The organism is Aureibaculum algae, assembly GCF_006065315.1.
Classification (GTDB): domain Bacteria; phylum Bacteroidota; class Bacteroidia; order Flavobacteriales; family Flavobacteriaceae; genus Aureibaculum; species Aureibaculum algae.
This window is the reverse complement of record NZ_CP040749.1, coordinates 4,498,177-4,521,920: the sequence shown is the minus strand read 5'-3', so window position 1 is coordinate 4,521,920 and position 23,744 is coordinate 4,498,177. Positions and strand designations below refer to the sequence as shown.

The following is a 23,744-nucleotide window of genomic DNA, read 5'->3' as shown; positions in this document are numbered from 1 at the left end:
AAAGTTTAAATTTAATAATTGTCCCCTTGAGGGGACTTTAGGGGTGTTCAAGTAACTAATATAACTGTCTCTGTTCATTTCAAATCTAAAACATTATGCATGTCTAAACAAAAAAACTTCGAAACAGAAGCCATTAGAACTCAAACTGAGCGTTCACAATTTTTAGAACATTCTAATCCAATATATTTAACGTCTAGTTTTGTATTTGAAGATGCTGAAGATATGCGGGCTTCTTTTGCTGAAGAAAAAGAACGTAATATTTACAGTCGTTTTACAAATCCAAATAATTCAGAATTTGTAGATAAAATTTGTAAAATGGAAGGAGCGGAGCAAGGTGTTGCTTTTGCAACAGGTATGTCTGCCGTTTTTTCAACGTTTGCTGCGTTGTTAAATGCAGGAGATCATATTGTTTCGGCACGTTCTGTTTTTGGTTCTACTCATGGTTTATTTACAAAGTTTTTACCAAAATGGAATATTACTACGAGTTATTTTAAAATTGATGAGTTAGATAAAATTGAAAGTTTAATTACGAAGAATACAAAAATTTTATATGCCGAGAGTCCTACCAATCCAGCTGTTGATATTTTAGATTTAGAGCTGTTGGGGAGTATTGCTAAAGAGCATAATATATTACTTGTAATTGATAATTGTTTTGCCACACCTTATTTACAGAATCCTATAAAGTTTGGAGCTGATTTGGTAATACATTCTGCCACTAAATTAATTGACGGACAGGGTAGAGTAATGGGGGGAGTTACCGTGGGTAGAGCTGATTTAATAAGAGAAATTTATTTATTTGCAAGAAACACAGGGCCAGCATTGTCTCCCTTTAACGCTTGGGTGTTATCAAAAAGTTTAGAAACGTTGGCGGTTCGAGTGGATAAGCATTGTGAAAATGCTTTAAAAATTGCAGAATTTTTAGAAAGCCATGGGCAAGTTAATATAGTAAAGTATCCTTTTTTAAAGTCGCACCCGCAATATGTTCTTGCTAAAAAACAAATGAAGGCCGGTGGTAATATTGTAGCTTTTGAAGTTAAAGGAGGAGTAGAAGCTGGTAAAAAGTTTTTAAATGCTTTAGCAATCTGTTCGCTTTCTGCTAATTTAGGTGATACGAGAACCATTGTTACGCATCCTGCCTCAACTACACATGGTAAATTAAGTAAAGAAGATAGATTAGAAACCGGAATTACTGACGGTTTAGTAAGAGTTTCTGTAGGATTAGAGAATGTAAATGATATAATTCAAGATTTAGATCAAGCACTAAAAAGTAGTTAAAAAATTTAGTACTTTCGCAGTACAATGCTTTCGAAAAAAACAAAATACGGACTTAAGGCTCTTTCCTATTTGGCAAGAGAAAAGGATAGAACACCAGTTCAGATTGCCACCATTTCTGAAAAGGAGAATATCTCTCGAAAATTTTTAGAAAGTATTTTATTGACTTTGCGTAAAAGTGGATTCTTAGGGTCAAAAAAAGGTAAAGGTGGTGGTTACTACTTATTAAAAAATCCTGAAGATATAAAAATGTCTGACGTTATCCGTGTTTTAGAAGGTCCCATTGCTTTGACGCCTTGTGTTAGTCTTAATTTTTATGAAAAATGTGCAGACTGTGTTGATGAGGAAACATGTGAAGTCCGTCATCTCATGCTCGAGGTAAGAGATAGTACACTAAAAATATTTGATCACAAAACACTCGCCGATCTTATTTAATACTTCTTTTTTTCCTTTTCAATCAAAATCCATTCACTATTATTTTTCGTATTTTTAAAAGGCGAAAAAAATAGCTTATTTTTGATTTCTAGAATTTAATAAAATGCAAAAACGAACTGTGTTTAAGATGCTCAACGAGGCATCAGTTACCTATAAAGATAATAGTTATTTAAGTCAAAAAAACGATTCAGGTTGGGATAGGATCACCTTTAGTGAGGCAAAAGAAAGAGCATTAAAGTTAGCATCTGCATTTATTGAATTGGGCGTAAATGCTAAAGATAAAGTCGCTATTTTATCTGAAGCGAAAATAGATTGGGTAATTTCAGAATTTGCAACCCTATATGCAAGTAGTGTTATTGTACCACTGTCTATAAAATTATTGCCAGAAGAGGTGCCATTTCGCGTTAACCATTCTGGAGCTAAGTTTTTTGTAATCTCAGAAAATACCTTAGAAAAGGTTATTGGATCTTGGAATTTATATGAAAATTTAGATTTGAAGATTATAGTATTGGATAAGCCTTCTGCTAAAATTAGCGAAATTTGTAAAGCCGCTAATTTTGATGAAAAACAACTTCTTTTTATCGATGATTTGTATGAACTAGGTGTTTCGAAATTAGAGGTAAATTTAAAGAAAATCGAAGAAAATGAAAACAATACTCAAGAAAATGATGTTGTTACAATCTCCTATACTTCGGGTACAACAGGTAACCCAAAAGGGATAATGCTGACTCATTTAAATTATTTTTCTAATAGTAATGAAGCCGTAAATACTTTTAAAATTGGAGAGTTAATATCTACATTGATTATTTTACCGACAGATCATTCATTCGCTCATACTATTGGTTTGTATACAGCATTGGTCTGTGGTATTTCTATTCATTTTGTTGATGCTCGTGGAGGTGGTATGAATGCATTGAAAAACATACCTATTAATTTAGTGGAAGCCAAACCTAATTTTTTATTGACAGTACCGGCCTTAACTGGAAATTTTATAAATAAGATAAAGGATGGTATCAAATCAAAAGGACCGTTTATTGAAGGAATTTTTAGACGTGGTTTAAAAGCTGGAATTCTCAGAAATGGTGATGGTTTTACCAAACCAGGTACAATGACTCAGGTGGCAACATACTTTAATTATATGATTGCAGAAAAATTAATATTTAAGAAACTACGGTTAATTTTTGGGTCCGAAATTGAATTTTTTGTGGGTGGTGGTGCTTTATTGGACATTAAACAACAGCAATTCTATAAAGCGATTGGCATACCTGTGTATCAAGGATATGGACTAACAGAGGCATCACCAATCATTTCAACTAATACGCCTTTTGCCCATAAAATGGGAACATCGGGTATTATTTTAAACAATATGTTATGTAAAATTTGTGACGAAAATGGTGTCGAACTCCCCAAAGGACAACGAGGGGAAATCTGTATTAAAGGTGATAATGTGATGAAGGGATATTATAAAAATGAAGAGGCTACCAAAGAAACTATAAAAGAGGGCTGGCTCTTTACTGGCGATTTAGGCTTTATAGATAAAGACAACTTTTTAGTTGTGGTAGGTAGAGAAAAAGCATTGCTGATCTCAGAAGATGGTGAAAAATATTCTCCGGAAGAAATTGAAGAGGCTATTATTAATGTTTCTCCTTTAATTGAACAAATTATGATTTATAATGATCATAAAAAATATACCACGGCATTAATTACATTAAATAACATGCATGTTCAGTCGTTTATTAAAGCTCACAAAAAGGTTGATGCCGATCAGCTACTTCAGAAATTGAAAAAGGAATTATTAGCATTTAGTAAACAACCTGAGTTTAAAGGAAAATTCCCATCCAAATGGATTCCCTCTAATTTTCAAATCATAAAGGAAGAATTTTCAGAAGCAAACTTTCTAATCAATTCTACCTTAAAAATGGTTCGACATAAAATCACCATAAAATACCAAGACCGTTTGGATATAATGTATGGAAAAGATTCTCAAAATACAGCTGCCGAGAAGAATAAGGAAGTGATTAGCCAAATGTTTCCTATTAATTGAGATTAAAAAACTTCAAAAAACCTTATTATTTCTTTTGTACTTTAAAGAAATAGTTTAGATTTGCCCTTTAGTCTAGTAAATCTATAGGAAATAAGATAGCAAATGATTTTAGAACAGGTCTTTAACCGAAAAACAGAGAAACAAGTATCTGATTCATCAGGTGAGAATATTCGCAGAAGTGCAGTAAAAACAATAAGCTGGAGAATCATAGGAACTTTAGATACGGTTTTAATTTCATGGTTTATCACAGGTACTATGACGTTGGCATTATCTATTGGAGGTATAGAATTAGTATCAAAAATGATCTTGTACTTTTTTCATGAAAGAGCATGGAACAATATAAAATGGGGGAAATAATGGAATTGAATTTAGAAGAACTTAATAAAGAATTAAGTGCGAAAACACCTGTGCAAATAATTGAATGGGCAATAGCTATAGCAAAAGCACCTGTGCTTACCACAAACTTTAGACCTTATGAAGTTGCAATTTTACATGCAGTATCTCAGGTTAAAAATGATATTAAGGTTATTTGGTGTGATACAGGCTACAATACACCTAATACTTATAAACATGCGGAAGAGCTGATTGATAAATTGGAATTAAATATAGCGTTGTATGTGCCTAAACAAACTTCAGCTCATAGAGATGTTGTTTTAGGTATTCCGAATGTAGACGATGCGAAGCATAAAATATTTACAGAACAAGTAAAATTAGAGCCTTTTAAAAGAGCGATGGCTGAACATACGCCTGACGTGTGGTTTACAAATTTAAGAAAAGGGCAAACTGCGTTTAGAGATAGTATTGATATTTTATCGCAAGATGCGAATGGCTTATTGAAAGTGAGTCCGTTTTATCATTATAGTGATGAAGAACTGGATGCTTATTTGGAAGCAAATAGTTTGCCAAATGAATTTAAATATTTTGATCCAACAAAAGTGCTAGAGAATAGAGAATGTGGATTGCATTCTTAATAAACAGCAACAAACTAAAGAGAAATGGAGACGATAGAAAAAATAGAACATATAAAAGGTACAGCAGTGATTAATAATACAGCATCAATAAATTCTTTAGAAAATGAAGCAATTTATATTTTTAGAGAAGTAGCAGCACAATTTGAAAAACCTGTGTTATTATTCTCAGGAGGTAAAGATTCAATTACGTTAGTAAGGTTGGCTCAAAAGGCTTTTTATCCTGCTAAAATACCTTTCCCTTTAATGCATATTGATACCGGGCATAACTTTCCGGAAACTATCGAGTTTAGAGATAGGTTGGTTAAGGAATTAGGCCTGGAATTGATTATTAGAAATGTACAAGACTCTATTGATCAAGGTAAGGTAAAAGAAGAATCTGGAAGATATTCAAGTAGAAATCAATTACAAACAACAACGTTGTTAGATGCTATTGAAGAATTTAAATTTGATGCATGTATTGGTGGAGCTAGAAGAGATGAGGAAAAAGCAAGAGCTAAAGAAAGAATATTTTCTGTACGAGATGATTTTGGACAATGGGATGAAAAAAAACAAAGACCAGAATTATTTGACATGTTAAATGGTGAAATTGAATTAGGTCAAAACGTAAGAGTTTTTCCAATTTCAAATTGGACTGAATTAGATGTTTGGTCTTATATAGAAAAAGAAGACATTGAAATTCCATCTATTTATTTTGCTCATACAAGAGCAACTTTTGTAAGAGATGGTATGATTTGGACAGCAGATGATGAAGTCGTATTTAGAGATGATAATGAGGAAGTTGTTGATCGTGTAGTGCGTTTTAGAACAGTTGGTGATATGAGTTGTACCGCAGCAGTACTTTCTGATGCAGCAGATATTACATCTGTTGTTAGAGAAATTAGAGCATCTACAATTTCAGAAAGAGGAGCAAGAATAGATGATAAACGTAGCGAAGCAGCTATGGAAAAACGGAAACAACAAGGGTACTTTTAGTAGGTAAGGCAAAAGCCAGTTATAGTAATCAGTTCATCAATAATAAGACTGAAAAATAGAATACAAATTAGATTATGGAAGTTTTAAAAATAGCAACGGCAGGTAGTGTAGATGATGGTAAAAGTACCTTAATAGGAAGAATACTTTATGATACAAAATCTTTAACAGATGATAAGTTAGAAGCCATTGAAAAAACAAGTAAACAAAAAGGATATGATTATCTTGATTTTTCTTTAGCCACTGATGGTTTAGTTGCAGAAAGAGAACAAGGTATTACCATTGATGTGGCTCATATCTATTTTTCAACGGCTACTAAAAGTTATATTATAGCAGATACTCCAGGTCATGTTGAGTATACTAGAAATATGGTTACAGGTGCGTCAACATCACAAGCGGCAATAATTTTAATTGATGCTAGAAAAGGTGTGATAGAACAAACCAATCGTCATTTTTTTATCAATAACCTTTTAAGAATTAAAGAGGTTGTTGTAGCTATTAATAAAATGGATCTCGTTGATTATTCTGAAGAAAAATACAATGCCATAAAAGCTGATTTTGAAGCATTAATGAGTAAAAGAGATTATCAAAATCAAAAGATAACTTTTGTACCCGTTAGTGCACTTAAAGGTGATAATGTTGTACGTAAGTCAGAAAATATGCCTTGGTATACGGGACCTTCTATTTTAGATCGATTAGAGGCATTGGGTAAACAAGACATTTTTAATGTGGGTACACCTAGGTTTCCAGTACAATTTGTAATTCGTCCTAAGACTGATGAGTTTCATGATTTTAGAGGATATGCAGGTAAAGTATATGGTGGTGAGTTAAGTGTAGGTGATGATGTTGTGGTATTACCATCACAAACAAAATCAAAAATAAAAGACATTTATTTCTATGATAAAAAGTATCAAACAGCCTCAAGAAGGTCTTCAGTAACCATAACATTGGAAGACGATATTAATGTGAGTAGAGGAGATATGATTGTTAAAGCTGGTGAAATACCTACTATTGATAAGCAATTTACGGCTCAAGTATGTTGGATGGATACGAAAGAGTTGACTGCAGGTGCTAAGTATATTGTTCAGCATGGAGTGAATAAAGTATTGGCAAAAGTTGACACTATCCATCATAAAATAAATCCAGATTATTCAGGTATTAATGAAGATGTTTTAGGGTTAGGCGTTAATGATATAGCATCTGTTTCTTTTAAATTAAACAAGCCTATTTTTTACGATGCCTTTAAAAATCATAGAACGAATGGTTCATTTATATTAATTGACACACAAACCAATAATACAGTAGGGGCTGGTTTCATCAGTCAGAATTAAATTGAATTAATAGTAATTTAATTCAAATTCAATTGAATTTTAAGGTAGTTAAATAAGTTTATTAAAAAACACGTTTAATAAACTACTATTCCTATAGGATATAGGTGTTAATAAGAAAGGGAAATTATAAATTAAATACTCTCAAAAATCCATACGAGAGTTCTTTTCCTCCGGGAAGGTAAGTTAGGAAAGCAATTATGCAAAGTTTTAGAACAGAATTAGAAAATCCAGTTGTTGAAAAAGATATCATAGAATTAGCGAATAAAATTGAGCTATTTCATAATGGTAAAATTGATGAAGAAAAATTTAGAAGTCTTCGCTTAGCACGTGGTGTTTACGGTCAGCGACAAGCAGGTGTTCAAATGATTCGTATTAAAATACCTTTCGGTAAATTAAAGAGCAATCAGTTACGCAGAATTTCGGCAGTATCTGATGAATATTCTCGTGGACGTTTACATATTACGACACGTCAAGATATTCAAATTCATTATGTTGATTTAGATAGAACTCCAGAGTTATGGGCTGAATTAGAAAAAGATGAAGTTACAGTTCGAGAAGCTTGTGGTAATGTTGTTAGAAATGTAACAGCATCTGAAACAGCTGGAATAGATATTAACGAACCTTTTGATGTGTCGCCATATGCTGATGCCATTTATAAATTCTTTTTACGTAACCCAATTTGTCAAGAAATGGGGCGTAAATTTAAAGTGTCTTTCTCATCTACAGATGAAGATACGGGGTTATCTTACCTTCATGATATAGGTTACATTGCTAAAATTAAAAATGGTGTTCGCGGTTTTAAAGTTGTTGTGGCTGGAGGTTTAGGTTCTCAACCACGTCATGCTGATGTATTATATGATTTTGTTGCTTCTGATAAAATTATTCCAATCATGGAAGGTGTTTTAAGAGTTTTTGATCGTTACGGTGAGCGTAAGAGTAGAGCCAAAGCGAGGATGAAATTCTTATTAAAAGATATCGGTTTAGATGCTTTTAAAGAGCTTATTGCTCAAGAGCAAAAGGCAATTGAGTTTAAAAGTATTGCTATTGATGCAGATCGTTATGTGGCTTCAAAACCAGTTTCGGTAGAAGCACCTGAAGTAGAAATTAAGGATCAAGACGCATTCAATTTATGGAAATCTACTAACCTTATTCGTCAAAAGCAAGAAGGTTATGTAGCCATAGGTATCAAAGTGTTATTAGGTGATTTTTATACAGATAAAGCACGGTTATTAGCAGATTTGGTAGACACATATGCCGCTGGTGAAATACGTTTAACATTACGTCAAAATATAGTTATTCCTTTTGTGAAGGAAGATTTAGTTCCCTTTTTCTATCAAGAATTAGAGAAATTAGGATTTGTTGAAGCGGGTTATAATAAGGCCATAGATATTACAGCGTGCCCTGGTACAGATACCTGTAATTTGGGTATTGCAAGTAGTACAGGTATAGCGGTAGAGTTAGAGCGTATGCTTAAAGCTGAATACCCACAGTATTTAAAGAATGAAGATTTAGTCATCAAAATAAGTGGATGTATGAATGCTTGTGGTCAGCATAATATGGCGAATATTGGTTTTCAAGGTATGACCGTAAGAACTCCAGATAAATTAATTGCTCCAGCATTACAAGTATTGTTAGGTGGAGGTAATTTAGGAAACGGTAATGGAGCCTTTGCAGATAAAGTAGTTAAAGTTCCAAGTAAAAGAGGACCAGAAGCACTTAGAAGAATATTAAATGATTTTGAAGCAAATGCTAACGGAAAACAATTTGTTGACTATTATAAAGAGAAAGGTGAAAAGTATTTTTACGATTTCTTAAATGACTTACAAGACGTAGATAATTTAGTTCAATCTGATTTTATTGATTGGGGTGAGGAAGAAAAATACCTTAAAGAGATTGGTATTGGTGAATGTGCAGGTGTTGTTATTGATTTAATTGCTACCCTGTTTTTAGAAAGTGAAGAGAAAATAGAAAATGCAGAAGAAGCATTTGATAATCAAGTATATTCAAGTGCTATTTATCATGCTTATAGTTCATTAGTGAATTCAGCGAAAGCAATGTTGTTAGCTGAAAATAAAAAAACAAATACACATGCTGGCATTATTGCTCAGTTTGATGAGTTTTTTGTTGAAAGTGATAGAATAGTTTTAGGAACGTCTTTTTCTGATTTGATATACCAAATCAATAAATTTCCTCCCACTAAAGATTTTGCTACCAAGTATATTGAAAATTCAAATCAGTTTTTAAATAAAGTTAGAGCGTATAGAGAAGCTCAAAAACAATTAGAAGCGAAAGCTGTATAAAAAAATAGATATGAGTTTAAAAACACCAAAATTAACTGTTGTAGGTGCTGGTCCTGGAGATCCAGAACTAATTACGTTAAAGGCAATTAAAGCAATACAAGCTGCTGATGTTATTATGTATGATGCACTTATTAATGTAGCACTTTTGGAATATGCATCTGCTGGTGTTGAAAAAATATTTGTAGGCAAACGAAAAGGATGTTATCGTTATCAGCAAGAGCAAATCAATGAAATTATCGTGAATAGAGCGAAATCTGACGGACATGTAGTCCGATTAAAAGGTGGTGATCCTTACATATTTGGTAGAGGTTCTGAAGAAATAGAATATGCTCAACAATTTGGTTTAGAAACTGCTGTGGTACCCGGAATTTCCTCAGCAATGGCGGTACCTGCTTATCAAGGTATTCCTTTGACCAAAAGAGGAGCGTCTGAGAGTTTTTGGGTAATTACAGGTACTACAAAATCTCATCAAATATCTACCGATGTTGCGTTGGCAGCAAAATCATCTGCAACCGTCGTTATTTTGATGGGTATGGGTAAACTAGGTGAAATTGTCACTTTGTTCTCTGCTGAGAATAAGCAAAAAACACCAGTAGCTATTATCCAGAATGGTACAACTGAAAATGAAAAATGCGGTTTTGGAACTATTGAAACGATCAGTGAAGTGGTAAAAGAAAAACAACTGTCATCTCCAGCTATTATAGTTATTGGTGACGTGGTAAATCAAAGAAATATTTTAGATAAAGTTCAACAAGAAGTTCAAATAAAACAAGAGGTATGTTAGGAGATAAAAATGAATTGTATCCAATATTTTTAAAAGTAAATCAACTCAATATAATCATTATTGGAGGAGGCGAGGTTGCACTTGAAAAACTTTCTTTTTTATTAAAATCGAGTCCAAATGCAAAAGTAGGATTAATAGCATTAGACTTTTCTCCTGAGCTATTAGCATTAGCAAAAAAGCATGATATATTAACGATGCAAAGACCTTACACGCAAAACATTTTACACAAGCAACATATTGTTATTGCCGCCACAAATAATAAAGATGTAAATGCTGAAATTTATAGGGACGCAAAACAAAAACAATTATTAGTCAATGTAGCAGATACACCTGAATTGTGTGATTTTTATCTGGGTGGAATTGTTACCAAGGGTAATGTAAAGATTGCAATTTCAACCAATGGAAAATCGCCAACAGTAGCTAAAAGATTACGTCAATTTTTCGAAGAAGTAATTCCAGATGATATTAACGTAATGGTGGGTAATTTAAATTCATTTAGAAAGACTATTAAAGGAACTTTTAAGTCAAAAGTAGATGCCTTAAATAAGCTTACAGAAACCTTATTAATTAAAAATTAAATTGATTTTATAAATCGGAATATCAAAAAATATTAAAATGATTAAGACAGATATATTAATAATAGGAGCGGGTCCAACAGGATTGTTTACGGTCTTTGAAGCAGGATTACTAAAGTTAAGATGTCATTTAATTGATGCTTTGCCAATCGCAGGTGGACAATGCTCAGAAATTTATCCAAAGAAACCTATTTATGACATTCCAGGATTTCCTGAAGTGTTAGCTGGTAAATTAACAGATAATTTACTAGAACAGGGTAAACAATTTGAACCAGGATTTACCTTAGGTGAACGTGCAGAAACTATCGATAAACAAGAAGATGGTTCTTTTATAGTAACTACAAATAAAGGGACAAAACATCAGGCTCCAATTGTGGCAATTGCAGGTGGATTAGGAAGTTTTGAACCGCGTAAACCATTAATAGAAAATATCGCTTTTTATGAAGATAAAGGGGTTGAATATTTTATAAAGGATCCGGAAGTATATAGAGATAAAAAAGTTGTGATTTCAGGTGGTGGAGATTCTGCTTTAGATTGGGCAATTTTTTTAGCAGATGTAGCCAGTGAAGTTACTTTAGTTCATCGAAGAAATGAATTTAGAGGAGCTTTAGATTCTGTTGATACCGTTCAGGAATTAAAATTATTAGGAAAAATAAATTTAGTAACACCTGCCGAAGTAATCAAGTTACATGGCGATTCTAAAGTAGAGGCCGTATCAGTGTTAAAAGATGGTCAAGAAGAACGTATTGAAACAGACCATTTTATTCCACTTTTTGGATTATCACCTAAGTTAGGGCCAATTGGCAATTGGGGATTAGACATTGAAAAAAATGCTATAAAAGTCGACACTTTTGATTACCAAACAAATATTCCTGGTGTTTTTGCTATTGGTGATGTAAATACCTATCCAGGTAAATTAAAGTTAATTTTATGTGGATTTCATGAGGCAACTTTAATGTGTCAATCAGCATATAAAATTTTAAATCCTGGTAAAAAATATGTAATGAAATACACTACAGTTAGTGGTATTAATGGTTTTGATGGTAGCCGAAAAGAGTCACCAAAAGCAGTAGTTAAAGCAATAGTATAGCGGTGGTTGATGTAAAAATAAAAATAAAAGACAGAGAAGGTGTAATTCATGAGGTACTTGCACCGACTGATATGGCAATGAATTTAATGGAAGTTTGTAAATCATACGAACTTCCTGTAGAGGGAACCTGTGGTGGTATGGCTATGTGTGCATCATGTCAATGCTATATTTTATCTGATCATAGTTTGTTAGAAATGCAAGACGAAGAGGAGGCAATGCTGTCTGAAGCGTTCTATGTGAAAGAAAATAGTAGACTTGGTTGTCAAATACCCATAACAGAAGAGTTACATGGTTTAGAAATTGAATTGGCACCAGAATCTTAAGTTAAGATTATTTTATAAAACCTTTAAAGAGGTGGTGTTGTAAATGCTTAAACTTAATACCTTTGCATTAAATAATTTTATAGTCAAACACTTTAATCTGTTTTTAATTTATGCAATTACATTCTCAGGAAAAGCCACAACTTAGAAATTACAATATCTGTCTAAAAGATACTGTAGAAGTATTTACCAAAAAACTTTTTTATAGTTTGTTTGATAGCGTTTTTAAGGCTGAAAATTATGAATTTTTAAAAAGTACATTTTTAAAAATTACAGATAAACTAAATGTGATTGGTAATCCGCAACTTTGGGAAGAATTTCAATCGAAGTTTGAAACCATTCAATACAAATTGAACTTAGATGCCAAGACTATAGAAGAAAATGACCCTGCGGCAGAAAGTTTAGAAGAAGTGTATTTAGCATATCCAGGTTTTCATGCTACTGCCATTTATAGATTAAGTCATGAGCTTTATAAATTAAAAGTCCCCATTTTACCAAGAATGATGAGTGAATATGGGCATGGGTTAACGGGAGTAGATATCCATCCTGGTGCCACTATTGGTGATTCCTTTTTTATAGACCACGCCACTGGAATTGTAATTGGTGAATCATCAGTTATAAAAAATAATGTAAAAATATATCAAGGTGTTACGCTGGGTGGAATTCAAGTAAAAAAGAGTTTGGCGAGAACGAAAAGACATCCTACTATTGAAGATAATGTTATTATTTATGCCAATGCCACTATTTTAGGAGGTGATGTTGTTGTAGGAGCTAATAGTATTATAGGTGCAAATGTATGCCTTACCGAATCTGTACCTGAAAACTCAATTTTAACCTATCAAAAAGAATTTAAAATAAGAACAAGAGATAATGATTCAAAGTAAATCTATAATTGATATTATTGGTAATACACCATTGGTTGAAGCAAAAAATATTACTTCAAATAAAAAGGTACGTCTATTCTTAAAATTGGAAGGGAAAAACCCTGGAGGTAGTGTTAAAGATCGTGCGGCTTTTAATATGGTTAACGAAGCATTAAAACGTGGTGACATTAGTAAAGGAGATACGTTGGTGGAAGCTACTAGTGGAAATACGGGGATTGCTTTAGCTTTTATTGCAAGGCTTTTGGGATTAAATATGGTATTGGTTATGCCCGAAAATTCAACAGAAGAACGAATTAAAACCATGAGGGCGTATGGTGCAGAATTAATTTTAACACCAGCAGATAATGGTATTGAAGGAGCTCGTGATTTATCCCTTCAACTAGAAAAAGAGAAAGGATACTTTATGCTTAATCAGTTTTCAAATGACGATAATTGGAAAGCTCATTACAAAACTACAGGTCCGGAAATCTGGAAAGATACAGAAGGAGAAATCACACATTTTGTTTCTGCAATGGGTACAACTGGAACTATTATGGGGGTTTCTACCTATTTGAAAGAACAAAATGCAGCCATAGAAATAGTGGGTGCTCAACCCGCAGATGGAGCAAAAATTCCCGGTATCAGAAAATGGCCAGAAGAATACTTACCTGAAATCTTTAACAAATCAAAAGTAGATACCATAGTAGAGGTTAGCGAAAATGACGCTAGAAATGTAGCAAATAGATTGGCAAAAGAAGAAGGTGTCTTTGCTGGCATGAGTAGCGGAGGTTCAGTTAGTGCTGCCTTAAAAATTGCAGAGACTATTGAAAAAGGAGTGATCGTTGCTATAATATGCGATATAGGTGACCGATATTTGTCTTCAGATTTGTTTCAATAAAATTGGTTTTAAGTTATTTATTGCTTTATTTTGTGCCTAAGTATTAGTTCTTTAATATATGTTATCAAGAAAGGTGGAGGGATTAGACCCTATGAAACCTTAGCAACCCTTTTTCTGATTTCTCAGAATAAAGAAGGTGCTACATTCTACTCTTCCTAGAACCATAGTTGTTTTAGGGTTTTTAGTGTCAAACTAAAAATTTAGGCTAGATAACTACGAGATTTTCAAACTCCACGATTCTTGCGAACACATATATTATAATTATCCTAAAAAGGAAGGATAAACCATGAACTGATATAAAAAAAATGCAGATGAAAAATATTCGACAAGAATTAGAAAAAAGAATTTTAGTATTAGATGGTGCCATGGGTACCATGTTACAGCAATATAAATTTTCAGAAGAAGACTTTAGAGGAGAACGCTTTAAAGATTTTCACTTACCCTTAAAAGGGAACAATGACTTGTTGTCAATTACCCAACCACAGGCAATTAAAGATATTCATGCCAAGTATTTTGATGTTGGGGCAGATATTATTGAGACCAATACATTTTCAGGTACCACAATCGCTATGGCGGATTATGATTTACAAGATATTGTATATGAACTGAATTTTGAATCTGCGAAATTGGCGAAAGAAGTTGCTGATGCGTATACAGAAAAAGAACCAAATAAACCAAGGTTTGTGGCGGGATCAATTGGGCCTACTAACCGTACGGCAAGTATGTCGCCAGACGTTAATGACCCTTCGTTCAGAGCAGTGACTTTTGATGAGTTGCGTATTGCTTATAAACAACAAGTAGAGGCTTTAATTGATGGTGGTGTAGATTTGTTGCTAGTAGAAACCGTGTTTGATACCTTAAATGCTAAAGCGGCTTTATTTGCAATTGAACAAGTTAAAGAAGAGAAGAACATAGACATTCCAATTATGGTATCTGGCACAATTACTGATGCTTCTGGGAGAACGTTGTCAGGTCAAACTGTTGAAGCTTTTTTAATTTCAATTTCTCATATTCCAATCCTAAGTGTTGGATTTAATTGTGCTTTAGGAGCAGATCAGTTAAAACCTTATATGCAAAGGTTATCTAGAACAACCTCTTTTCTTACCTCCGCTCATCCAAATGCAGGTTTACCAAATGCATTCGGTGAATATGACGAAACTCCTGAAGAAATGCAGGCCTTAATTGAAAGTTACCTTAAAGATAATTTGATCAATATTATTGGAGGATGCTGTGGTACAAACCCTGAACATATTAAAGCCATTGCAGAAGTTGCAAAGAAATATAAACCAAGGAGCGTTTTAGAACAAACCTTATGATTTTAGAAGTGGCTATTTTACATATTAAAAAAGGATTGTCTAAAGATTTTGAGATTAGTTTTAACGAAGCTCAAAAAATAATAGCATCTAAAAATGGATATGTTTCTCATCAGCTTAAAAAATGTGTTGAGCAAGAAGATAAATATATATTATTAGTAAACTGGAATACTATAGAAGATCACGAAGTTGGCTTTAGAAAATCACCAGAGTATCAAGATTGGAAAGCATTATTACATCATTATTATGAGCCTTTTCCAATTGTAGAACATTATAAATAAATGAAAGACGAAAATAAATATTTAACCTTATCTGGTTTAGAACCCTTAATTCTTACGCCAGAAAGTAACTTTGTAAATGTTGGTGAACGAACTAATGTTACAGGTTCTCGTAAATTTTTGAGGTTAATTAAAGAAGAAAAATTTGATGAAGCCTTAAGTGTGGCTAGAGATCAAGTAGAAGGTGGTGCTCAAATTATCGATGTAAACATGGATGAGGGCATGTTAGATGGTGAACAGGCAATGGTAAAATTTTTACATCTTATTGCTTCAGAGCCGGATATTGCTAGAGTTCCCGTAATGATTGATAGCTCAAAGTGGCACATTATAGAAGCCGGACTAAAAGTAGTACAGGGTAAAGGCGTTGTAAATTCTATTAGTTTAAAAGAGGGTGAAGAGCAATTTATTCATCATGCAAAATTGGTAAAACGATATGGTGCGGCGGTAATAGTAATGGCATTTGATGAAGATGGACAAGCGGATACTTACGAACGACGAATTGAAATTTGTAAACGTTCTTATGATGTTTTGGTTGACAAAGTTGGATTTCCAGCTCAAGATATTATTTTCGATCCAAATATTTTTCCAGTTGCCACGGGATTAGAAGAGCACAGATTAAATGCACTTGATTTTTTTAAAGCTACAAAGTGGATTCGTGAAAACCTACCACATGCAAATGTAAGTGGTGGTGTAAGTAATGTCTCTTTTTCGTTTAGAGGAAACAATCCCGTAAGAGAAGCTATTAATGCTGCCTTTTTGTACCATGCTATTCAACATGGAATGACGATGGGTATTGTAAATCCAACAATGTTAGAGGTTTATGACGATATTCCTAAGGATTTATTAGAGCGTGTTGAAGATGTGTTATTTGATAAACGAGACGATGCTACAGAACGATTATTAGAATTTGCAGAAACCGTAGTTGGAAAAGATAAGGTAGATGATGTTACGAAAAATCTATGGAGAAATGACCCGTTGCAAGATAGAATTACACATGCATTGGTTAAAGGAATTGATGCTTTTATCATAGAAGATGTAGAAGAAGCGAGACTAACTGCTGCAAGACCGATAGAGGTTATTGAAATTAATTTAATGACCGGAATGAATGTGGTCGGTGATCTTTTTGGCAGTGGAAAAATGTTTTTACCGCAAGTGGTAAAATCAGCAAGAGTAATGAAAAAGGCAGTAGCTTATTTACAGCCATTTATTGAAGCCGCAAAAGATCCTAAAGCTCCAAAAGAAGGGATAGGGAAAATTTTAATGGCCACTGTAAAAGGCGATGTACATGATATTGGTAAAAATATTGTTGCTGTTGTTTTAGCGTGTAACAATTATGATATTGTTGACTTAGGTGTTATGGTGCCGCCAGAAAAAATTATTGCTGAAGCTATAAAACATAAGGTAGATGCTATCGGTTTAAGTGGTCTAATTACACCATCTTTAGACGAGATGACGTTTTTGGCAGAAGAAATGGAAAAGAGCGGGATGACCATTCCTCTATTGATAGGAGGTGCAACAACTTCAAAGGCTCATACGGTTGTTAAGATTTCACCAAAGTATAATAATACAGTAGTGCATATTAATGATGCGTCAAGGGCAGTAACCGTTGTTGGTAACCTGTTAGACAAGAATAATGAGGCGTTTAAAAAACAAATCAGAGATGAGTACGATAAATTTAGAGATAATTTTTTAAGTCGTAAGAAAGCTAAAGAATACACCACCTTAGAAGTTGCAAGAGAGCGGAAGTATAAAATAGACTGGAAACATACAACAATTACAACCCCGAAAAAATTAGGTGTTACAATTATTGAAGATTTTGATTTAAGTCTTTTGAAGGATTATATAGATTGGAGTCCCTTTTTTAGAAGTTGGGAACTTCATGGAAAATTTCCTGATATATTAACGGATGCTGTTGTGGGTGAGCAAGCCACGGTAATTTATAAAGAAGCACAGATTTTATTACAACGTATTTTTGATGAAAAATTATTAGCTGGTAAAGCTATTTTTGGGTTGTTTCCTGCAAGTGCAATAAATGACGATGACATTGAAATTTATGATGAAAATGGGAAAGCTGTAAACACCTTTATTACGTTAAGGCAACAGCTTAAAAGACGTGAAGGGATTCCTAGTTACGCGTTAGCTGATTTTATAGCCCCAAAAGAGAGTGGGAAACAAGATTATATGGGATGTTTTGCGGTTACAACAGGTTTTGGAACGGATGAGATTGTTCAGGAGTTTCAAGATAATTTAGATGATTATAATGCCATTATGGTAAAGGCATTAGCGGATAGGCTAGCAGAAGCTTTTGCAGAATATGTACACGAAAAAGTTAGAACTGACTATTGGGGATATGATGCTAATGAGCATTTATCTAACGAAGAGATGATAAAAGAAAGTTACAAAGGTATTCGTCCGGCACCAGGCTATCCTGCATGCCCAGATCATCTTGAAAAAAGAACCATTTGGGAGCTTTTAAATGTTGAGGAAAATATTGGAATGCAACTCACAGACAGTCTTGCTATGTGGCCAGCGTCAAGTGTATCTGGTTATTATTTTGGTAATGAAGATGCTAAGTATTTTGGTCTAGGAAAAATAAAAGAAGATCAATTGGTGAGCTATGCAAAACGTAGAAATATACCACTTGATGAAGCTAGAAAATGGTTGAATCCTAATTTAGCAGAAGATTAAATATAATGAAATTTATTGAATTAAAGTTAGGAAGTCATATCGTTGTACATGGTTACGACAAAGAAAATAAAGAGGTAACTGAGCAGGTTATTGTTGAAGGATTTTCAAGAAAATTGGTTGCACTTTCAAGAATTAAATCGGTAAGTGAAAAATATATATTAACCGATTATATAGATGGTCGATGGATTTATTGGGAATATGATGGCACTTTTGAAGCCGTAAATGAATTACTAAAAAAATGAAAATAACAGAACACATAGCACAAGCAAAAGGGAAAACATTATTTTCTTTTGAAATTATTCCACCACAAAAGGGTAAAAATATTCAAGAATTATATAATAATATAGATCCTTTGATGGAGTTTAAACCTCCCTTTATAGATGTTACAACGTCTAGAGAAGAATATATTTATATTGATAAAGATGGACTGTTAGATAGAAAAACGACTAGAATGCGTCCGGGAACCGTTGGTATTTGTGCGGCTATAAAACACAAATATAACGTTGATACGGTTCCGCATGTTTTATGTGGAGGTTTTACGAAAGAAGAAACGGAATATCTGTTGGTCGATTGTCATTATTTGGGTATTGAAAACGTTATGGCTCTGAGAGGAGATGCTATGAAACATGAGCAATATTTTAAGGCGACCAATGGTGGTCATACTTTTGCAACAGAATTGGTAAGTCAAATTCAAAATTTAAATGCAGGTAAATATTTACATGATGTAATTGATGCGGATGACAAAGCAGATTTTTGTATTGGTGTAGCGGGTTATCCTGAAAAGCATTTGGAGGCTCCATCTTTAGTAACCGACTTAAAAAGGTTAAAACAAAAAGTAGATGCGGGTGCAGATTATGTAGTAACCCAAATGTTTTTTGACAATAAAAAGTATTTTGAGTTTGTTGCTGCTGCAAGAAAAGAAGGAATTATGGTGCCTATAATTCCCGGAATTAAACCGATAGCTGTAAAACGACATTTACAATTGTTACCGCAAGTATTTAAAATTGATTTGCCAGAAGAACTGATAAAAGAAGTTGATAAATGCAAAGATAATAAAGCGGTAAGACAAGTTGGTGTAGAGTATTGTATTCAACAGTCTAAGGAGTTGTTAAAGGCAGGTGTACCAGTATTACATTATTACTCAATGGGTAAATCAGATAATGTTAAAGCGGTAGCTCAGGGCGTTTTTTAAGTTATTTTGTAAGTAAATAACTATTTTAGATACTAACATAAGCAAAAGCAATTATAGTTTATTCTATTTGGTAAAATAATTACTATTTTTGTAGTGTAAAAAATAATAACAATTATAAAAAAATAATATGGCAATAGAAGTTACAGATGCTACCTTTTTGGATGTAGTATTAAAATCAGAAAAACCTGTTTTAGTAGATTTTTGGGCAGCATGGTGTGGCCCTTGTAGAATGTTAGCTCCAACAGTAGAAGAATTAAGTACCGATTTTGAAGGCAAAGCAGTTGTTGTAAAAGTTGATGTTGATGCAAATCAAGAATTTGCGGCTAAATACGGTGTTAGAAATATACCTACTATCTTAATATTTAAAGGTGGTGAAGTGGTTGATAAACAAGTTGGTGTAGCACCAAAAGCAACATACACTGAAAAATTAGAAGCTTTAGTATAAAGAAAAGCTAGTAAAATTTTTAAAAAGGTTTGTTTCAGACGTAGTCGGATACAAACCTTTTTTTATTATATCTTGTGTCAATGTCAGTTAATGAAGCAAAAAATATAACCGGAATAAAGAACTTAGAGCTGCTTGCTAATCAAGTGGTAGAAGGTTTTATTACCGGTATACATAAAAGCCCATTTCATGGGTTCTCGGTTGAGTTTGCAGAACATCGCTTATATAATAAAGGAGAAAGTACCAAACATATAGACTGGAAATTATTTGCAAAAACGGATAAGCTATTTGTAAAAAGGTACGAAGAAGAAACAAATCTAAGATGTCAGTTGATCATAGATAATTCTGCTTCGATGCATTATCCTCAATTGAAAAATTCAGGATTAGAGCAGTTGAATAAAATTGGGTTTTCAGTGGTAGCTTCAGCGGCCTTATTAGAGATTCTAAAGCGTCAACGTGATGCTTATGGGTTAAGTGTCTATTCTGATGTAAATGAATATTACGCTCCAGCTAAGGGGAGTGAACGCCATAGGCGAATGTTATTGAATCAGCTCGAATTATTACTTGAGCAAGAGGCAAAGACCAAAACAAAGACATTTACAGCATTGCATGAGATTGCAGACAAAATTCATAGACGCTCTTTAATTTTCTTATTTACTGACATGTTTCAGTCAGATATAGAAGAAGAGAGTTTATTCGAAGCATTGCGTCATTTAAAGTATAATAAGCACGAAGTAGTACTGTTTCATACGTTTGACGGTAAAAAGGAGCTAGATTTCGATTTTAGCAATACTCCAAAAAGATTTGTTGATGTAGAAACAGGAGAACATATTAACTTATATGCCGATACAGTAAAGGAAGGGTATAAGGATATTGTTGAAAAATATTTTAATAATCTGAAAATGAAATGTATGCAATATAAAATTGACTATGTTCCAGTAGATATTAATGAGGGTTTTGAACAGGTACTTACTACGTATTTAGTCAGTAGAAAAAAGTTTTTATAATAAATTTGTAAAAACATTTTGCTATTAAATAAATCGCGTTTATATTTGCACTCGCTTTAAGCAACGGTCTGGTAGTTCAGCTGGTTAGAATGCCGCCCTGTCACGGCGGAGGTCGCGGGTTCGAATCCCGTCCAGACCGCTAAAATTTCTAAAGTTCGAGAAATTTTAACGATGTTGTGTTGTTTTTAGTAGTTTACATATAAAACTACTCTAACTGAATAAGTTAGTCGATGAAAAGCTTCCCAAATCGGGATGCTTTTTTGTTTTATAAGCATTTTTCTTCCTATTTATTTCTGTATTATATTCAATAGTATTACAATTTTTAATAAAACATCTTTTAATAAAGGTTTGGACATATGATGTTCAATTGTTGTATTTATTCAGATTAGGCTCTATTATTTTTCGAAATTTTCTATTACTTGGTTGTATTGAAGTGTTAAATTTTGTTGGAATTTAATAAACACTATCATAAAACCTTAAAATTTACGTTATAGGCACTAAACCTTTTTGAAAATCTAAGGTGATTGTTAATTTGCACCCGTAAACATAATCACATTGAAAAAATATATTCCAGTTACATTGATAGCACTAATAGTTGTTTTGAGCAGCTTTATGTTGGTTGCTAAGCCTGAATCTACCAAGAAAGAAACAATTGAGCCGTTAGTAACATTAGCGACTCAAACCGAAGAGGAAAATCCCATTTTAATAGAGCAGTATCCTCAGGTGGAAACGAAAAAAGTGAGCCATAAATTAGACTCTTTGTTACAGCGTATTAATAAAAAACAAGATTTTCACGGATCATTATTAGTCGCAAAGCATGGGAAAATACTATATGATAATTATGTGGGTTATGCAGATTTTAAAAAGAAAGAGCCCTTAAATGAAACGTCTGTATTTCAATTGGCCTCAGTAAGTAAACAATTCACTGCAGCCGCTATTATGTTATTATACGAGCGGAATCAAATTCAACTTACTGATACAGTAAATAAGTATTTTCCGCACTTCCCTTATGAAAATATAACTATTAAAAACCTACTAAATCATACTTCTGGGTTGCCGAGATATTTTTGGGTTGCAGAGCATGAATGGAAACAAGAAAAAGCACCGACGAACAGTGAAATGATGGCGTTGCTCGAATCTAGTAAAGCACAACGATATTTTAAACCAGGGCGAAGATTTGATTATTCTAATACGGGTTATTTTGTATTGGCATCTATAGTTGAGAAAGTTTCAGGTACTAGTTTTAGTAACTTTATGAAAAAGAATATTTTTGATCCGCTAGATATGAAAGATTCTTTTGTTCTTAGTTCTGAAAACGAAAATAGCATTGAAAACCATTTGGACGGATATAGATTGCAAAGAGGTTATAGGCATCTAAAAATTAATACTACAGTTAATGATGCCATTGTAGGTGATAAAAATGTGTATTCCTCTAGTAAAGATTTGTTGAAGTGGACACTTGGACTAAATAGCGGAAAACTACTTTCAAAAGAATCTTTGAGCCTTATGTATTCTAAAGGAGAAACGATCTACGGAAAAGAAATTCCATACGGTTTCGGTTTGCGGATTAATACCAAAGACCAAAACACTATTTATCATTACGGTAAATGGAATGGTTTTAGAACGGGGCTTACGCAATATCAGAAAGACGATTTGGTAGTTATTATTTTAGAACACACCAGTTATAACTCTATTGCATCATTGAACAAAAAAGTAAAGAAAATTATTATTGAAAATTTTCATTCTTAAGATAATCTAGGTTACTCGAGTGCTCTAGCCTTCCAAAACCGATTTTAAAATTTGATTTAATAATATTACAGATGAAACCACTCTAACGTATGTTAGTTGATGAAAAGCTTCCCAAATCTGGATGCTTTTTTGTTTTGTGGAGGTATGTCGTATATATTATTTCAACTGCATATTTATATTGATTTTTTAAAACTTAAGTTGATAGTCAGAAATTTCTGCAGAATAAACCATTCCGTCAATGCCTTTGGGCATACCCATTTTGTATGGAGAAGGAGAAATCCATTCGCTTTTTACACCTTCTATTTGCATAGTTCCTTTTGAATTTAAGCTAGCAAAGGCATATAATGGGTCTTTATAACCTGCTATGTGATGTAGGTTTCCATATTTTTTATATAATTCTTCTGAAAAACGATCTGTACTACTGTATTTATCAGACATCCATTGGTAAGACATACTGTTTATTTCAACATAATCGATACCGTTTTGATGATGGTGATAGTCTAAATGATTATGGCCATTTAAACAACAAATTATTTTATCTTTTTGTTTTTCCATTATTTTTTGAAGTGTTAGTCGGTTTTTTACACCCCATTGGTAGTGCCATAAACTTTGATGAGAAAACACAATAGTTGGTAAATCGGTAGCTTCTAAATCTGATGTAAACCATTCAATTTGTTCATTGTCAATATATGTTCTAACACTATCATTCACATAAAAATTAGCATTTTTGTAATCTGTAAATTTTCCGTCTTCATACAAGAAATTGGCATCTAACACAACAAAATGATAGCTTCCGAAATCATAGGAATAATAGGTTTTTGGCATTCCCCAGAAATCTAAGATCTCTTCTTTAGAGTTTTTATCCATATCATGATTTCCCAAAATATGATATTTAGGTCCTTTAAACTGCTCCCAAATTTTTAAAAAGTCTTTATTTTTAGACTCAACCATACAGAAGTCTCCCATCTGAATAATGAAATCTACATTTCGTTCTTGTGCTTGATGAATAAATGTTTCTAAACGTTGGTTGGCATCTGGCATTAAATCTTTATGCACATCAGTAACAATACCAAAATTTAAAGTTTTATTGGTTGTGTTATTTTTGATTGATGGTGTAAATGATAATAGGGTTGTAGGTACTAAGGAAGCTGCTGCTCCTAAGCCTAATTGATTTATAAATTTGCGTCTCTCCACCTTATTTAATTTGTTAATTTTTTTTATAC

23 protein-coding genes, 1 tRNA gene and 1 riboswitch are annotated in these 23,744 nt (G+C 33.1%); of the genes, 23 read left to right on the top strand and 1 reads right to left on the bottom strand.

The window, feature by feature from the left end; translation table 11 throughout:
* Positions 1–99: 99 nt before the first annotated feature.
* The 23 genes from FF125_RS19195 to FF125_RS19085 all read left to right on the top strand — a co-directional run bounded on the left by FF125_RS19195 (position 100) and on the right by FF125_RS19085 (position 22,521).
* The gene (locus tag FF125_RS19195) at positions 100–1,275 is read left to right on the top strand and encodes an O-succinylhomoserine sulfhydrylase (protein WP_138951504.1); all 1,176 of its coding nucleotides are present in this window, start codon (positions 100–102) and stop codon (positions 1,273–1,275) included.
* 24 nt (positions 1,276–1,299) lie between these two features.
* Entirely contained in the window at positions 1,300–1,707 is a 408-nt protein-coding gene (locus FF125_RS19190; RefSeq protein ID WP_138951502.1) for an RrF2 family transcriptional regulator, read from the top strand.
* A gap of 103 nt (positions 1,708–1,810) precedes the next feature.
* Positions 1,811–3,751, top strand: coding sequence for an AMP-dependent synthetase/ligase (locus FF125_RS19185; RefSeq protein ID WP_138951500.1), 1,941 nt, complete (start codon positions 1,811–1,813; stop codon positions 3,749–3,751).
* Between the two features lie 102 nt (positions 3,752–3,853).
* Positions 3,854–4,108, top strand: a complete 255-nt coding sequence (locus FF125_RS19180) for a DUF2061 domain-containing protein (protein WP_117879680.1) — start codon at positions 3,854–3,856, stop codon at positions 4,106–4,108.
* A complete protein-coding gene (locus FF125_RS19175; RefSeq protein WP_175419000.1) occupies positions 4,108–4,722 on the top strand; it encodes a phosphoadenosine phosphosulfate reductase domain-containing protein in 615 nt (204 codons plus the stop codon). The genes FF125_RS19180 and FF125_RS19175 overlap by 1 nt, the downstream gene beginning before the upstream one ends.
* Before the next feature lie 24 nt (positions 4,723–4,746).
* Positions 4,747–5,694 carry a sulfate adenylyltransferase subunit CysD gene (gene cysD, locus FF125_RS19170; RefSeq protein ID WP_138951499.1) on the top strand — a complete coding sequence of 316 codons (948 nt, stop codon included), beginning with the start codon at positions 4,747–4,749 and terminating at the stop codon, positions 5,692–5,694.
* Between the two features lie 74 nt (positions 5,695–5,768).
* Positions 5,769–7,022, top strand: a complete 1,254-nt coding sequence (locus FF125_RS19165; protein WP_138951497.1) for a sulfate adenylyltransferase subunit 1 — start codon at positions 5,769–5,771, stop codon at positions 7,020–7,022.
* 197 nt (positions 7,023–7,219) lie between these two features.
* Positions 7,220–9,322: a HEPN domain-containing protein gene (locus FF125_RS19160; RefSeq protein WP_138951495.1), complete on the top strand. Its 2,103-nt coding sequence runs from the start codon at positions 7,220–7,222 to the stop codon at positions 9,320–9,322.
* 10 nt (positions 9,323–9,332) lie between these two features.
* Positions 9,333–10,106 carry a uroporphyrinogen-III C-methyltransferase gene (cobA, locus tag FF125_RS19155; protein WP_138951493.1) on the top strand — a complete coding sequence of 258 codons (774 nt, stop codon included), beginning with the start codon at positions 9,333–9,335 and terminating at the stop codon, positions 10,104–10,106.
* Complete coding sequence (locus FF125_RS19150; protein WP_138951491.1) at positions 10,100–10,684, top strand: precorrin-2 dehydrogenase/sirohydrochlorin ferrochelatase family protein; 585 nt, start codon at positions 10,100–10,102, stop codon at positions 10,682–10,684. Before cobA ends, FF125_RS19150 begins: the two co-directional genes overlap by 7 nt.
* 37 nt (positions 10,685–10,721) lie before the next feature.
* Complete coding sequence (locus tag FF125_RS19145; protein ID WP_138951490.1) at positions 10,722–11,771, top strand: NAD(P)/FAD-dependent oxidoreductase; 1,050 nt, start codon at positions 10,722–10,724, stop codon at positions 11,769–11,771.
* 2 nt (positions 11,772–11,773) lie between these two features.
* On the top strand, positions 11,774–12,094 hold the full coding sequence (locus FF125_RS19140; RefSeq protein WP_138951488.1) for a 2Fe-2S iron-sulfur cluster-binding protein: 321 nt from the start codon (positions 11,774–11,776) through the stop codon (positions 12,092–12,094).
* Positions 12,095–12,204: 110 nt separating this feature from the next.
* On the top strand, positions 12,205–12,975 hold the full coding sequence (epsC, locus tag FF125_RS19135) for a serine O-acetyltransferase EpsC (RefSeq protein WP_138951486.1): 771 nt from the start codon (positions 12,205–12,207) through the stop codon (positions 12,973–12,975).
* On the top strand, positions 12,962–13,852 hold the full coding sequence (gene cysM, locus FF125_RS19130; protein WP_394344111.1) for a cysteine synthase CysM: 891 nt from the start codon (positions 12,962–12,964) through the stop codon (positions 13,850–13,852). The genes epsC and cysM overlap by 14 nt, the downstream gene beginning before the upstream one ends.
* 58 nt (positions 13,853–13,910) lie before the next feature.
* Positions 13,911–14,026: riboswitch (SAM riboswitch) on the top strand.
* Positions 14,027–14,163: 137 nt separating this feature from the next.
* A complete protein-coding gene (locus FF125_RS19125) occupies positions 14,164–15,168 on the top strand; it encodes a homocysteine S-methyltransferase family protein (RefSeq protein WP_138951484.1) in 1,005 nt (334 codons plus the stop codon).
* Entirely contained in the window at positions 15,165–15,446 is a 282-nt protein-coding gene (locus FF125_RS19120; protein WP_138951482.1) for an antibiotic biosynthesis monooxygenase family protein, read from the top strand. The genes FF125_RS19125 and FF125_RS19120 overlap by 4 nt, the downstream gene beginning before the upstream one ends.
* Positions 15,447–18,131, top strand: coding sequence for a methionine synthase (gene metH, locus FF125_RS19115; RefSeq protein ID WP_138951480.1), 2,685 nt, complete (start codon positions 15,447–15,449; stop codon positions 18,129–18,131). It begins immediately after the preceding gene.
* Positions 18,132–18,136: 5 nt separating this feature from the next.
* A complete protein-coding gene (locus tag FF125_RS19110) occupies positions 18,137–18,373 on the top strand; it encodes a hypothetical protein (RefSeq protein WP_138951478.1) in 237 nt (78 codons plus the stop codon).
* On the top strand, positions 18,370–19,323 hold the full coding sequence (gene metF, locus FF125_RS19105; RefSeq protein WP_138951476.1) for a methylenetetrahydrofolate reductase [NAD(P)H]: 954 nt from the start codon (positions 18,370–18,372) through the stop codon (positions 19,321–19,323). Before FF125_RS19110 ends, metF begins: the two co-directional genes overlap by 4 nt.
* Positions 19,324–19,450: 127 nt before the next feature.
* Complete coding sequence (trxA, locus tag FF125_RS19100) at positions 19,451–19,768, top strand: thioredoxin (RefSeq protein ID WP_138951474.1); 318 nt, start codon at positions 19,451–19,453, stop codon at positions 19,766–19,768.
* An 80-nt stretch (positions 19,769–19,848) separates the two neighbouring features.
* The gene (locus FF125_RS19095) at positions 19,849–20,772 is read left to right on the top strand and encodes a DUF58 domain-containing protein (protein WP_138951472.1); all 924 of its coding nucleotides are present in this window, start codon (positions 19,849–19,851) and stop codon (positions 20,770–20,772) included.
* 65 nt (positions 20,773–20,837) lie between these two features.
* Positions 20,838–20,911 (top strand) — tRNA-Asp (locus FF125_RS19090).
* A 416-nt stretch (positions 20,912–21,327) separates the two neighbouring features.
* Positions 21,328–22,521: a serine hydrolase domain-containing protein gene (locus tag FF125_RS19085; protein ID WP_250629630.1), complete on the top strand. Its 1,194-nt coding sequence runs from the start codon at positions 21,328–21,330 to the stop codon at positions 22,519–22,521.
* 186 nt (positions 22,522–22,707) lie between these two features.
* Here the strand turns inward: FF125_RS19085 and FF125_RS19080 are convergent, their stop codons facing one another.
* Positions 22,708–23,715, bottom strand: a complete 1,008-nt coding sequence (locus tag FF125_RS19080) for a metallophosphoesterase family protein (protein WP_138951470.1) — start codon at positions 23,713–23,715, stop codon at positions 22,708–22,710.
* Positions 23,716–23,744 lie beyond the last annotated feature (29 nt).

Excerpts from the sequence above, each read along its gene's own strand:
- FF125_RS19195 (WP_138951504.1), top strand. The coding sequence starts at position 100 with ATGTCTAAACAAAAAAACTTCGAAACAGAAGCCATTAGAACTCAAACT.
- FF125_RS19190 (WP_138951502.1), top strand. The coding sequence starts at position 1,300 with ATGCTTTCGAAAAAAACAAAATACGGACTTAAGGCTCTTTCCTATTTG.
- FF125_RS19185 (WP_138951500.1), top strand. The coding sequence starts at position 1,811 with ATGCAAAAACGAACTGTGTTTAAGATGCTCAACGAGGCATCAGTTACC.
- FF125_RS19180 (WP_117879680.1), top strand. The coding sequence starts at position 3,854 with ATGATTTTAGAACAGGTCTTTAACCGAAAAACAGAGAAACAAGTATCT.
- FF125_RS19175 (WP_175419000.1), top strand. The coding sequence starts at position 4,108 with ATGGAATTGAATTTAGAAGAACTTAATAAAGAATTAAGTGCGAAAACA.
- cysD (WP_138951499.1), top strand. The coding sequence starts at position 4,747 with ATGGAGACGATAGAAAAAATAGAACATATAAAAGGTACAGCAGTGATT.
- FF125_RS19165 (WP_138951497.1), top strand. The coding sequence starts at position 5,769 with ATGGAAGTTTTAAAAATAGCAACGGCAGGTAGTGTAGATGATGGTAAA.
- FF125_RS19160 (WP_138951495.1), top strand. The coding sequence starts at position 7,220 with ATGCAAAGTTTTAGAACAGAATTAGAAAATCCAGTTGTTGAAAAAGAT.
- cobA (WP_138951493.1), top strand. The coding sequence starts at position 9,333 with ATGAGTTTAAAAACACCAAAATTAACTGTTGTAGGTGCTGGTCCTGGA.
- FF125_RS19150 (WP_138951491.1), top strand. The coding sequence starts at position 10,100 with ATGTTAGGAGATAAAAATGAATTGTATCCAATATTTTTAAAAGTAAAT.
- FF125_RS19145 (WP_138951490.1), top strand. The coding sequence starts at position 10,722 with ATGATTAAGACAGATATATTAATAATAGGAGCGGGTCCAACAGGATTG.
- epsC (WP_138951486.1), top strand. The coding sequence starts at position 12,205 with ATGCAATTACATTCTCAGGAAAAGCCACAACTTAGAAATTACAATATC.
- cysM (WP_394344111.1), top strand. The coding sequence starts at position 12,962 with ATGATTCAAAGTAAATCTATAATTGATATTATTGGTAATACACCATTG.
- FF125_RS19125 (WP_138951484.1), top strand. The coding sequence starts at position 14,164 with ATGAAAAATATTCGACAAGAATTAGAAAAAAGAATTTTAGTATTAGAT.
- FF125_RS19120 (WP_138951482.1), top strand. The coding sequence starts at position 15,165 with ATGATTTTAGAAGTGGCTATTTTACATATTAAAAAAGGATTGTCTAAA.
- metH (WP_138951480.1), top strand. The coding sequence starts at position 15,447 with ATGAAAGACGAAAATAAATATTTAACCTTATCTGGTTTAGAACCCTTA.
- FF125_RS19110 (WP_138951478.1), top strand. The coding sequence starts at position 18,137 with ATGAAATTTATTGAATTAAAGTTAGGAAGTCATATCGTTGTACATGGT.
- metF (WP_138951476.1), top strand. The coding sequence starts at position 18,370 with ATGAAAATAACAGAACACATAGCACAAGCAAAAGGGAAAACATTATTT.
- trxA (WP_138951474.1), top strand. The coding sequence starts at position 19,451 with ATGGCAATAGAAGTTACAGATGCTACCTTTTTGGATGTAGTATTAAAA.
- FF125_RS19095 (WP_138951472.1), top strand. The coding sequence starts at position 19,849 with ATGTCAGTTAATGAAGCAAAAAATATAACCGGAATAAAGAACTTAGAG.